The sequence below is a fragment of the Catellatospora sp. NPDC049111 genome, assembly GCF_040648615.1.
Lineage (GTDB): Bacteria > Actinomycetota > Actinomycetes > Mycobacteriales > Micromonosporaceae > Catellatospora > Catellatospora aurea.
On record NZ_JBEZEB010000002.1, the window covers coordinates 126453 to 139372 of the forward strand.

Annotated in this window: 6 protein-coding genes; 4 read left to right on the forward strand and 2 right to left on the reverse strand. The window is 74.4% G+C overall.

Annotated elements, in window-relative coordinates:
* The first annotated feature begins 67 nt into the window (after nucleotides 1-67).
* The 4 genes from AB0B66_RS03195 (at nucleotide 68) to purE (ending at nucleotide 6091) form a co-directional block, all read left to right on the forward strand.
* A complete protein-coding gene (locus AB0B66_RS03195; RefSeq protein WP_360522105.1) occupies nucleotides 68-2080 on the forward strand; it encodes a thioredoxin domain-containing protein in 2013 nt (670 codons plus the stop codon).
* A 107-nt stretch (nucleotides 2081-2187) separates the two neighbouring features.
* A complete protein-coding gene (locus AB0B66_RS03200) occupies nucleotides 2188-4365 on the forward strand; it encodes a hypothetical protein (protein ID WP_360522108.1) in 2178 nt (725 codons plus the stop codon).
* Between the two features lie 15 nt (nucleotides 4366-4380).
* Nucleotides 4381-5526, forward strand: a complete 1146-nt coding sequence (locus tag AB0B66_RS03205) for a 5-(carboxyamino)imidazole ribonucleotide synthase (protein ID WP_360522111.1) — start codon at nucleotides 4381-4383, stop codon at nucleotides 5524-5526.
* Nucleotides 5527-5584: 58 nt separating this feature from the next.
* Nucleotides 5585-6091, forward strand: a complete 507-nt coding sequence (gene purE / locus AB0B66_RS03210; protein WP_360522114.1) for a 5-(carboxyamino)imidazole ribonucleotide mutase — start codon at nucleotides 5585-5587, stop codon at nucleotides 6089-6091.
* Nucleotides 6092-6228: 137 nt separating this feature from the next.
* Here the strand turns inward: purE and AB0B66_RS03215 are convergent, their stop codons facing one another.
* Nucleotides 6229-11184 carry a permease gene (locus AB0B66_RS03215; RefSeq protein ID WP_360522117.1) on the reverse strand — a complete coding sequence of 1652 codons (4956 nt, stop codon included), beginning with the start codon at nucleotides 11182-11184 and terminating at the stop codon, nucleotides 6229-6231.
* Nucleotides 11185-11378: 194 nt separating this feature from the next.
* Entirely contained in the window at nucleotides 11379-12797 is a 1419-nt protein-coding gene (locus AB0B66_RS03220) for a UDP-glucose/GDP-mannose dehydrogenase family protein (protein WP_203689517.1), read from the reverse strand.
* Nucleotides 12798-12920 lie beyond the last annotated feature (123 nt).

The following is a 12920-nucleotide window of genomic DNA, read 5'->3' on the forward strand; positions in this document are numbered from 1 at the left end:
AGCGCGTGGTACGGCGACAAATGGGGCACCGAGGCACGGGGCGGGGCGCTGTGAGAGGGTGGGACGTGTGAACCGACTCGGGGACGCGACCTCGCCCTACCTGCTGCAGCACGCTGACAACCCGGTGCACTGGTGGCCGTGGTGCGACGAGGCGTTCGAGGAGGCCAAGCGGCGCGACGTGCCGGTGCTGATCTCCGTCGGATACGCCGCCTGCCACTGGTGCCATGTGATGGCGCACGAGTCGTTCGAGGACGCGGTCGTCGGTGACCTGGTCAACGAGCACTTCGTGGCGATCAAGGTGGACCGCGAGGAGCGGCCCGACGTGGACGCGGTCTACATGTCGGCGACGCAGGCGATGACCGGGCAGGGCGGCTGGCCGATGACGGTGTTCGCCGCGCCCGACGGCAAGCCGTTCCTGTGCGGCACGTACTACCCGAAGGCGCAGTTCACCCGGCTGCTGGAGGCGGTCACCGAGGCCTGGCGTGATCAGCGCACCCAGGTGCTGGAGCAGGGCGACGCGGTGGTCGAGGCGATCGCGCGCAACCCGCTCGACGGCGGCGGCGAGATCACCAAGGAGCTGCTGGACCACGCGGTGGAGCGGCTGCGCGCCGACTACGACAGCGTGCGGGGCGGTTTCGGGGGCGCGCCGAAGTTCCCGCCGCACATGCTGATGCTGTTCCTGCTGCGCCACCACCAGCGGGCCAAGGACGCCGACGCGCTGGAGCTGGTGCGCCACACCGGCGAGGCGATGGCCCGGGGCGGCATCTACGACCAGCTCGGCGGCGGGTTCCACCGGTACGCGGTGGACGCGACGTGGACGGTGCCGCACTTCGAGAAGATGCTGTACGACAACGCGCTGCTGCTGCGGGTGTACAACGAGATCTGGCGGCTGACCGCCGACCCGATGGCGCAGCGCATCGCCACCGAGACGGCCATGTTCCTGGTCAACGACCTGCAGACGGCCGAGGGCGGCTTCGCCTCGGCGCTGGACGCCGACACCGAGGGCGTGGAGGGCACGACGTACTCGTGGACCCCGGCGCAGCTGGTCGAAGTGCTGGGGGAGGACGACGCGAAGTTCGCGGCGGACCTGTTCGGGGTGACCGTCTCGGGCACGTTCGAGCACGGCACGTCGGTGCTGGTGCTCAAGCGCGACATCGACGACGTCGCGCCGGAGGTCCAGCAGCGCTGGGAGCGGGTGCGCGGGCTGATGATGGCCGCGCGCCGCGAGCGGCCGCAGCCGATGCGCGACGACAAGGTGGTCGCGGCCTGGAACGGCCTGGCGATCACCGCGCTGTGCGAGTTCTGGCGCAACTACACCGAGGTCGGCGACGTCGCCGACGTGGAGAACGTGGACTTCCGGTCGATCGCGGTGGAGGCGGGCGAGCTGCTGCTGACGCGGCACGTCGTCGACGGGCGGCTGCGCCGGGTGTCCCGGGACGGGGTGGTCGGGCAGCCGGCGGGTGTGCTGGAGGACTACGGCTGCGTGGCCGAGGCGTTCTGCGCGCTGCACCAGGTCACCGGGGACGGGCGCTGGCTGGAGGCGGCGGGGCGGCTGCTGGACACGGCGGGGGAGCGGTTCCGGGACGGGCAGGGCGGCTTCCACGACACCGCCGACGACGCGGAGCAGCTGGTGATCCGGCCCGCCGACCCGACCGACAACGCCACCCCGTCGGGGCTGTCGTCGCTGGTCAACGCGCTGCTGAGCTACTCCGCGCTGAGCGGGGAGCCGCGCTGGCACGAGATGGCCGAGCGGGCGCTGTCCACGGTGGTGCCGCTGCTGGCCCGGCATCCGCGCTTCGCCGGGTACGCCGCCGCGGGGGCGGAGGCGCTGCTGTCGGGGCCGTACGAGATCGCGATCGCGACCACGGACCCGGAGACCGACCCGCTGGTGCTGACCGCGATCGAGCACGCGCCACCCGGAGCGGTGATCGTGGCGGGTCACCCGGACGCGCCGGGCGTGCCGCTGCTGGCGGGCCGGACGATGGTCGGCGACCAGCCCACGGCGTACGTCTGCCGGGGCTTCGTCTGCGACCGTCCCGTGACGACGACTGTCGAACTGGCGACAATTCTCGCCCGATAGTGCGATATGAACGGCCAAACGGACAATCCTGGCTAGGCTGAGGCTTCCCCCGCGTGGCGTGCCCCGTGCCGCCACTGTCGCCCAGCCTTCCCTGAGGAGATGGTCGCGTGGCCGGTCTGGCCGCCCTGCTGAGCTTCGGCTCCGATCGCAGCTCCACCGACACGCTCACCGCACTGTCCCGCGCGCTCGCCCCGCGCGGCTCCGAGGAGGCCCGCGGCGTCTGCGGCTCCGCGAAACTCCTGATCCGGGCGGCGATGCCGATCGTGCACCGGCTGGACACCACCACGCTGGTCGTCGACGGCATCGTCGAGCTGAGCACCCTGGCCAACCGGTACGCCGATCGCGGGCCGCTGGGCCTGGTCGGCGGTCCCGACCCGTACACCCTGATCATGGCCGACCCGGACGGCCTGGTGCTGGCCCGCAACGGCGACGGCCCGCCGCTCTACTACGCCCGCTGCCGCGGCGCGGTGCTGGTCGCGAGCGAGCCCTCCGCGCTGCTCGCCGCGGGGGTGCCGGCCCGGCCCGACCCGGAGACGGTCGCCCGCTTCCTGGCCGTGGGCAGCTGCGACGAGGGCGCGGCCACCTTCTTCGACGGCATCCGCCGGGTGCTGCCGCACCAGGTCGTCGAGATCTCCGCCGGGCACACCGAGGGCTGGGTGGTCCGCGCGCACCCGCCCGTCCGGCACCGGGGTCACCCGATCACCGGCCGGATGGCGCTGCTCGGCGCGGTCGGCGAGGGACGGCTGGGGGTGCTGCTCGGTCCCGGCCTGCCCGGCGCGGCGGTGCTCGGCGCGGCCCTGTCCGAGCGCAGCGAGCCCCGCGGCCTGCCCGTTTACTCGGTCAACTTCCCGGGGCTGCCGGCGGACTCGTCCGCGTACGCCTCGGCGCTGCTCGGGCCGCTGCCCGACGGCCATGTACGGCACCGGGCGCTGCCGTTCTTCGCCGACGAGATCGACGTCGACGGCTTCCTCGCCGACGTCGGCGAACCCATGCCCGACCTGGCGAGCTACCTGGCCTGGGCGGTGGCGCGGGCCACCGGCGGGGAGGTCGACGCGCTGCTCGGGGCCGGCGGCTGGAACGGGCCGGTCGGGCACCTGCCGCGCCTGGCCGACCGGGTCGCCAGCCGGTACGGCGTCGCGCTGCGCTTCCCGTACCGGGACCTGGAGACCACCGACGAGGCCCTGCGCGCCGAACTGCGCGGGTTTGCCGAGCGCACCCTGCCGCCGGTCTCGCTGCGCGCCGCCGCCGCGGCCCCGGCCGCCGCCACCCTGGAGCCGCCGCTGCGGGAGATCCTGCTGCGGCTGCGTGCCGAGACGATCAGCGCGCTGCTGTACCCGCGCCACGGCGGCACCGATCACGACGCGCTCGCCGTCATGCAGCACCTGCCGACCGCGCCCGAGGCCGACGTGACCCGGCTGTGGCGGCGCTACCTGCTGGAACGCTGGCTGACCACGGTCCTCGGCCCGTACGAGCGCACCCCCGACGTGCCCGCCGCCCGCCCCGCGCCCGGCCCCCTGGTGATCACCGCGGCCGGCCAGGACTGGACCACGTACCCGGTGCTCACCGAGCCCATCGCGGCCGGTGACCGCTACACCGAGAAGTTCGCCTGGTACGTCGCCGAGTTCGCGCACGGCGCCGACAAGACCGCCCGGCAGGCGCTGCGCCGCCCCTGGCACCTGCTCGTCGCCGCGAAACCCGTCGCCGTGGCCCAGGGCCTGTCCCGCGCCATCTGGGAGATCGAGCCCGGCTCGTACGCCCGCGCGCTGGTCAAGCTCGCCGGGCCCGCGGTCGGGCTCGCCGACCCGTGGAGCATGCAGGTGGCGCTCGACCACGGCGGCCCGGTCCGGCTGGGGCTGGCGGTGCTCAGTGCCCGGCTCGGCCGCCGGGCCTGGTCCGAGCGTTTCGCCGGGCCGCTGGTCCGCTCCGTCTGCCCGCCCCGCGAGCAGGCCTGCCCGCCCGCGCACCTGGCCGTGGTGCCGCCGCCGCGCGACGCCGACCGGGTCGCCGAGCAGATCGTCGCGGCGCTGCGCAAGACCCTGCCCGACGAGGTGTACGCCATGCTCGCCGGCTGCGCCGTCGTCGGCGCCGGAGACGGCGGCATGCGGCTGCTGGGCTGGTCGTTGCCCGGTGAGCCGCCCGCCGGGCTGCTGGAGCGGCTGTGCGAGCGCAACCCCTTCGGCCAGGGCGACGAGCGCACCCCGCTGGTGCTGGCGCTGTCCGCGCCCCGCCGCGTGGCGCAGCCCACCGGTCGCAAGGGCGCGAAGGCTTCGGCACGTCGGCGCTGACTAGACTCCTTGCCGATGGACACTCGCACCGGCCTCCCTGTCGTCGGCATGATCGGCGGCGGCCAGCTCGCCCGTATGACCCACCAGGCGGCGATCGCCCTCGGCCAGTCCCTGCGGGTGCTGGCCAACGACGTCGACGAGTCCGCGGCCCTGGTCGCGGCCGACGTCCAGCTGGGCAGCCACACCGACCTGGACGCCCTGCGCACCTTCGCGAAGTCGTGCGACGTGGTCACCTTCGACCACGAGCACGTTCCCGGCGAGCACATCCGCGCCCTGGTCGCGGCCGGTCACAAGGTCTTCCCGGGGGCCGACGCGCTGCAGTACGCCCAGGACAAGCACCTGATGCGCCGCAAGCTGTCGGAGCTGGGCGCGCCCGTGCCGCGGTGGGCCCCGATCGCCTCGGCCGCGGAACTGGTCGAGTTCGGGCTGCCCGCGGTCGTGAAGACCGCCCGCGGCGGCTACGACGGCCGCGGCGTGTTCGTCGTCAACGACGTCGAGGAGATCATCGACTTGCTGGCCAGCGGGGCCGAGCTGATCGTCGAGGAGAAGGTCGAACTGCGCCGCGAACTCGCCGTGCAGGTCGCCCGCTCGCCGTACGGGCAGGTCGCGGTGTACCCGGTGGTCGAGACGGTGCAGCGCGACGGTATCTGCGTCGAGGTGCTCGCCCCCGCCCCGGACCTGCCCGAGGACGTGGCGGTCGGGGCGCAGGAGCTGGCCATCCGCCTCGCCAACGAGCTGGGCGTGGTCGGGCTGCTGGCGGTGGAGCTGTTCGAGACTCCGTCGGGGCTCGTGGTGAACGAGCTGGCCATGCGGCCGCACAACTCCGGGCACTGGACCATCGAGGGTGCCCGCACCTCGCAGTTCGAGCAGCACCTGCGGGCGGTCCTCGACTACCCGATGGGCGACACCTCGCTCGCCGCGCCCGTGGTCGTCATGGCCAATGTGCTCGGCGGGCCCGACGGCGGCCTGTCGATCGACGAGCGGCTGCACCACCTGATGGCCGCCGAGCCGGGCGTGAAGGTGCACCTGTACGGCAAGCAGACCCGCCCCGGCCGCAAGATCGGGCACGTCACCGCGCTCGGCGACGACCTCGCCGACTGCCGCGCCCGTGCGGCCCGCGCCGGCCACTGGCTCACCTACGGCAAGGCACCTGAGGCATGAGCAGGCGGCGCGCCACGCTCGATTCGTTGGCCGCCACCCGGCGAAGGAAGGTTTCGGCATGACTGAGCAGACTCCCGCACCGCAGGTCGGGATCATCATGGGGTCCGACTCGGACTGGCCCGTGATGAAACCGGCGGCCGAGGCGCTGGCCGAGTTCGGCGTGACCTACGAGGTGCGGGTCGTGTCGGCGCACCGTACGCCGCAACTCATGATCGATTATGGGCAGACCGCCGCGGACCGGGGCATCAAAGTCATCATCGCGGGCGCGGGCGGCGCGGCGCACCTGCCCGGCATGGTCGCCAGCGTGACCCCGCTGCCGGTGGTCGGTGTGCCGGTGCCGCTGAAGTACCTCGACGGCATGGACTCGCTGATGTCCATCGTGCAGATGCCCGCGGGCATTCCCGTCGCCACGGTCTCCATCGCGGGTGGCCGCAACGCGGGCCTGCTCGCCGCGCGCATCCTCGGTGCCCACGACGCCACCCTGCGCGCCAAGCTCACCGACTACGCCCACAGCCTCACCGAACTGGTCGCCCAAAAGGACGCCGCCCTCCAGGCGACGCTCTGACCCTGCCGGGTCCTTCGCGCCGCAGCCCTGGGCGCGGTCCCGCGCCGCACCAAGATCGCTCGACTTGCCAGGCACCTGTGCGTATCAACGGTCAAGATACGCACAGGTGCCTGGCAAGTCTGATGATCAAGGACCGGTCAGCGGAGTTGTTTGTAGCGGTCCGTGGCGCGGCGGCGGCGTTCGGAGTTGGCACCCAGGACGATGAGGACGATGCCGCCGACCAGGACGCCCAGCCAGGTCGTGCCGACCAGGGTGAGGGCGTGCAGGGCGGCGATGACGGTGACTGCCGCGCCGATCGCCACCGGGGCCTGCTGGCCGTAGCGGGAGCCGATCACCAGGGTCAGGATCGCCGCGACGAGCAGTCCGACCTCGCGGATCGGGTTGGTGTCGGTGACCAGCACGACCACCACGGTGGGGCCGAAGCCCGCGATCAGCGCCGGCCCGTACGCCGCCCAGCTGCCCAGCTGCGGGCGCTGCCGTAGCTCCAGCAGCCCGACCGCGAGCGCGAGCACCGCGAACGGCATCGTGTACGCCTCCGGCAGCGCGATGTCGGCGCTGCGCATGATGAGCCACCACGCGGCGATCTCGCTGGCCGCGGCGGCCCACCACAGGATCCGGCGCTGGGTCGGCGGCCGACCCGCTCGGGTGGCCGCGATGCCGAGCACCGCTCCCCAGCCGACGAGCAGCGCCGCGACCTGCGACGGCGCCCGCACGGCCAGGGCCAGGGCGATCACCCCGGCGGTGTAGCCGGCCCACTCGACCGCGCTGGCCTCGCGCACCGCCTCCGGGCGGGTGAACCGCGGGTGCAGCGCCGCGCCGACGATGAGGATCGCCCCGACGCCCAGCACGCCGAACGCCGCCCATTCCGGCTTCGCGCCGACCCGCAGGCTGACGGTCAGCACGAACAGCTGCGCGGCCAGTGCCGCGCCGAGCCAGCCCAGGATGCGGGCGCGCTGGCTCTTGCCACCAAGCGCCGCGACGGCTCCGACGGCGACCGCGCCGCCGAAGGTGAAGATGGTCAGCCCCGGGGTGGCCAGCGCCCCGGCCAGGCCCGCGCCGCCCGCGATGAGGCCCAGCAGCAGCACCGCGACCCGCGCGGCCCGGACGGGCCGGTCGACGTCGTCACCGGACGGCGGCTCGGTGAGCGCGACGCTGAGCATGCAGACCGTGAACACGCCCAGCCCGGCCAGCACGCTCGCGGGCCAGGCCAGGCCGAGGCCGGCGGGGGCGATCAGCAGCGTCACCGCCGCGCCGGGGACCACGACGGACACGGCCCGGGTGGGCCCGCCGCCGAAGCCGACGGCGGCGATGCCCGCGGCGACGGTGAGCAGCACCGCGGTCAGCACCGCGGCGACGTCCGTGGTGACCGTGGCGGCCGCGGGCGGCCCCTGCCAGATCGCGTTCAGGCTGTCGTACGGGCGGACCAGCGCGGCGTGCAGCGCGGGCGCGAGCGAGGTGAGGGCGATGAAGGCCGGTGCGGCGGCCGCGGCGGCCGCCATCGCGCCCGGGTACGACGGGAAGCGCCGGCTGCGCTCGATCAGCTCCTGGCGGGTGTCGAACCCGACGCGCCAGCGCTGCGGCCCCTCCTTCGGCACGCGGCGCGGCATCGGCACGGCCACCGGTTCGGGGGTGAGGCCGAGCTGGTCGCGGGTGGTGGTGCGGAGCAGTTCGGCGAGCACCACGAGCAGGGCCGCCGCGGCGGCGTACACCCCGGCGGGATGCCCGTTGGCGAGCGCGAGCAGGGCGATCAGCGTGCCGGAGATCGCCACGCCGACGGTGCCCCAGCCCAGGTAGGGCGCGGCGGGCCGGCGCGCCGCGGCCAGCGCCGCGAGCCCGATGCTGACCCCGCCCAGCGCCGCGGTCAGCAGCACCTCGGGTTCCTTGCCGGCGCTCGCGGCGAACGCGGCCAGCGCCGCGGGACCGGCCAGCAGCACGGCGAGCACGCCCCCGCCGCCGAGCACGTCCAGGTGTCCGGGCGGCTGGTCGCCGGCCTGCCGGGCCTGGTCGGTCATCAGCGCGGCCATCAGCACGAGCGCCGCGCCGACGAGGGCGATCATGCCGAGCGCCGCGGCGGTGGTCCACGGGCGCACCAGACTGGCCCCGAGCGCGTGCAGTGCCACCGCGGTGGCCACGGCCAGACGGGTGTATCCGGCGCGCGCGTCCTGCGCCACGGCCGCCGCGAGGGCGTACCCGGTGGCGATGGTCAGGCCCAGCACGATCGGGGACCACCAGGGCCAGCCCAGGGCGGCGGGGGTGCCGACGGTGGCCAGGATCGCGGCGATCGCGGCGGCCTGGTGGCTGCGCGGCGGCGGCAGCACGACGGCGGCGGCGATCGCGAGCACCACCAGGGCGGCGGGTGCCTGCCAGCCGAACTCCACCCCGCCGCCGACCGGGGCCAGGTTGGCCGCCCACAGGTCGCCGGGCCGGGCGAGCGCCTTGATCCCGCCCGCCAGCGCCGGGTAGCCGGCGATGAGCACGAGGATGCCACCGGCCATGGCACTGCCCGCGACGGGCCCGCGGCGCAGTTCCTCCGGTAGCAGGCGGACGGCGACGCCGACCGCGAACACCAGCAGGGCCGACAGCACCAGCCAGTACGCCGGGGCGATCAGGTGCGCCACCCGGGCCAGGGCGGCGATCAGCGCGGTGGTGACCGCCGCGGCGGCGAAGTCCGCGCCGTCCAGGGCCCGGTCGGCCCGGCGGCCGGAGTCGATGTACGGGGCCAGCGCCAGCAGGATCGCCGCGACCAGCAGCAGCGCGCCCAGCCCGGCGTCGAGCACGCCCGCGCCCGCGGTGCCGAACGACGCCCCGGCCACGACCAGCGCGCCCAGCCCCGCACCCAGCGCGAGCGGGGTGCCCAGGCGGCGATGCGCGACCAGACGCGCCGCGACCACGCCCAGGGTGGCCGCACAGGCGAGGAACGCGGAGGCGAGCGCGACCTGCTCCCCGGCCGCGGGGAACAGGGTGAGCACACTGGTGCCGACGGCGAGTGGCGCGGCGAACGCGGCCGCACCGGCCGCGGCGTCGCCGAGCAGCCCGGTGGCCGGGGGCACGGGCAGCGCCCGCTGCGCCGCCGCGAGCAGCACCCCTGCCAGCGTGAACGCCACCATCAGCCCTGCGGTGGACCAGGTGTGCGCCAGCGCGACCCCGACCGCGGTCGCGCCGACCAGGAACGAGGCGATCAGGTGCGTGCGAGCCGCGCGCGGGGTGGCCGCGGCCCAGGGCGCGCCCTCGGCGGCGCCGATGCCCGCGACGCCGATCCCGGCGGCCAGCAGCGCGATCGCCGCGGCGGCCAGCAGCCATTGGGTGGCGACCCAGCCCAGCCCCAGCGAGGCGGGTGCGGCCAGCGCGGTGAGCGCCGCGCCCGCGACGACGGTCTCGTGCCGCCATGCGGCGGGCAATGCCAGCGCCGCCGCGATGGTGAGCAGCGCGATCGTGGCGACCAGCGGCCAACCCGGATGACCGGCCCGCTGCGCGATCTCGGCGGTGAACCCGGTCACGTCGGCGCTGCCGAACGGCCAGGCCGCGGCGACCGGCGCGAGCGCGGCACGCAGCGCGCTGCCCGCGGTGAACAGGCCGATCACGACCAGGGCGAGGGTGGAGGCGAGCTGCGGGCCGCGCCGGGTCGGCTCCGGGATGGCCCGCACGCCCAGGCCGGTGATCGCGACGGCGGCGGCGATGACCAGCAGCGCCCGGTCGGGCAGGGCGACCACGGCGACCCGCGCGGCCGAGCCGATGACGGCCAGCACCATGGCCCCGGCGGCGAGTTCGTTCAGCGGTGCCCGGCGCAGCATCAACGCGCCGACCAGCGCCACACCGACCGCCAGCAGCAGCGTGCCGGAGGCGCGCAGCACCGACGGCACCGTGTCGGCGGTGAGCAGGGCGGCCACGGCATATACGGTGGCGGCGGCGATGGCCAGCCCGTGCAGCACCCAGGCCAGCTCACGCAGCCAGAACGCCGAACGCCGGCTCGCCGTGGCGGCCGTCTCGGGCCGACGCATGAACGTCGCGACGCTCTCGGGAAGCCCGGCGGTCTTCGCCGACGCGGGCCGGGCGGGGGCGTTGGCCAGCTCGACGGCGCGGGCGATCACGGCGTTCTGCGCGGCCACCACGGTCAGCACCACGGCCCAGCCGGCCGGACCGTGGATCAGGTCGTACACCAGCAGCGGCAGCACCGGCTGGATCGCGATCACCACGGCGTAGCGCGGGATGGTCAGCCCGGTGGCCCGATGGTAAAAGTACGAGATCCCGGCCGTCGCGGCGAAGACCAGCCCGGCCACGACGGCCAGCGAGGTGTCGATCAGGCTCAGCTGCGCCAGCAGGTAGCCGTCGACCGGCAGCAGCGCCAGGCCGACCGCGGCCAGCGCTTCGGCGGTCGAGGACAGGCCGCCCCGGACCAGGCTCGGCGCGATGCCGAGCAGCGCGATGGTGGCCACCGCGAGCACGGTGAGCCGGATGCCGGGGGCGACGTTGCTGAGCGCGACCGCCCCGAACACCACCGCGGCGATGCCGAGCAGCAGCGAGCCCAGCGCGAGCATGATGTTCTGCACCGAACGCGCGGACGCCTCCGGCGGCGGCTCGGCCATCGACTCGGGCAGCGGCGCGACCCGCGGCCCGCCGCCGCCCCGCGCCGAGTCGGCAGGCCGACCCGAGCCTGGCGGCCGGGCCGCGCCCCCGGGCCGACCCGTGCCGGCGCCACGAGGGGCGGCAGGGGCCTGGCGGGGCACCGTAGCGTCGTCCCCTGCCGCGGGGCCGGCCGCCGCCGGATCCGGCGACTCCGCGGGCGGCACGGCGGGATCCTTCGCGCCAGGCGGCCGGGGAATCCAGCGGCGCTGCTTGGGCGCGGCCTTCTTCTGCCGCTGCGCTTCGGCGTGGGCGAGGATGTCGCGCTGGTACAGCGCCGCCTGCAGCTTGCCGCTCAGCTTCTTGCGCTCGCCGGACAGGCGCAGGTCCTCGGCGTTCATGTCGGCGATGGCCTTGTTGAGCCGGGCCACCTCGGCAGCGAGCTGCTCCGGGGTGTTGCCGCAGTGCGGGCAGCGCACCGACGGATCCCGTTCCCGGCCACACATCGAGCACGTGCTGGTGGCCGCAGCCATGGCTACCTCCGACTCCCGGCACGTCACTGAACGCTGACGCGGCGTATGGATCCACTCAGCAGCAGCATGCCTAATAGGAGTGACCTTTGAAAAGCCCCATTTCAGTCAGCAAGTGGATCGCCGGGACACGCCGCACCCCACGTAAACGAAAGGGCCCGTCCGCGCGGTGCGGACGGGCCCTTCTCGGCAGTGCGTCAGACCGTCGGGCGGCCCAGTGCGCGCAGCGTCCAGCCCGCCGACTTCCAGGCGGTCGCGTCGAGGCAGTTGCGGCCGTCGACGATCAGCTTGTTCGCGGCGACCTCGCCCAGCGCCACGGGGTCGGCGTTGCGGAACTCGGCCCACTCGGTGAGCACGCAGACCAGGTCGGCATCGGTGACGGCGTCGACCATCGACTTGGCGTACTCGACCTCGGGCAGCGCCCGCTTCGCGTTCTCCATGCCCTGCGGGTCGTACACGTGCACCGAGGCCCCGGCGCGGGACAGCATGCCCGCCACGGCGAGCGCCGGCGCGTCGCGTACGTCGTCGGAGTTGGGCTTGAAGGTCGCGCCGAGCACGGCGATGCGCGCACCGGACAGGTCCGGGCCGGCCGGGCCGAACTTGCGGCCGAGCAGGCCGGCGGCCAGGTTCAGCACCCGCTGGCGGCGGCGCAGGTTGATCAGGTCGACCTCGTGCAGGAAGCGCAGCGCCTCACCGGCGCCCAGCTCCTGGGCGCGGGCCTGGAACGCGCGGATGTCCTTGGGCAGGCAGCCGCCGCCGAAGCCGACGCCCGACTGCAGGAAGCGGTTGCCGATGCGCGGGTCGTAGCCGAGCGCGCGGGCCAGCTGAGTGATGTCGCCGCCGGCGACCTCGCAGACCTCGGCCATCGCGTTGATGAAGGAGATCTTGGTGGCCAGGAACGAGTTCGCGGCGACCTTGACCAGCTCGGCGGTGGCGAAGTCGGTGGAGACCACCGGCACCTCGCGGTCCTCGGTGGCGGCCAGGTCGAAGACGCCCTTGTGCGCGGCGTGCAGCAGCGAGTTCGACCACTCGGTCTTCGTCGCGACCACGATGCGGTTGGGCCGCATGACGTCGTCGACGGCGAAGCCCTCCTGCAGGAACTCGGGGCTCCAGGCGACCTCGACCGCCAGCTCCGGGCGGGCGTGCTTGGCGACCAGCTGCTCGACCCACTCGGCGGTGCCGACCGGCACGGTGGACTTGCCGACGATCAGGGCCTTGCGGCTCAGGTGCTGGGCCAGGTTGCTGACCGACGCCTCGACGTAGGTCAGGTCGGCGCCCAGGCCGCTGGCGCGCTGCGGGGTGCCCACGCAGATGAAGTGGACGTCACCGAAGTCGGCGGTCTCCTGGTACGACGTGGTGAAGCGCAGCCGGCCCGCGGCCAGGTTGCGGCGCAGCATCTCGTCGAGCCCGGGCTCGTGGAAGGGCACCTCGCCCTTGCCCAGCTTCTCGATCTTGTCGACGTCCACGTCGAAGCCGATGACCTCGTAACCGAGTTCGGCGTAGCAGATGGCGTAGGTGGCTCCCAGGTAACCGGTGCCGATGAAGGTCAGTCGGGGCCGGGCGGCGCCTGACGGCGGGGTCACCGGGGCAGGCTGGCTCGCGTACGGGAGCGTCACGCTTCGTCTCCTTGATCCGCAAGGGGGGTGGGGGTATCAGGTTTGAGCAGTTGAAGAGCCTACGCCCTCGACCACCCCAAAGAAAGTTTACCGGCAGCCGATGGACGACCTTGGCTGATCGAG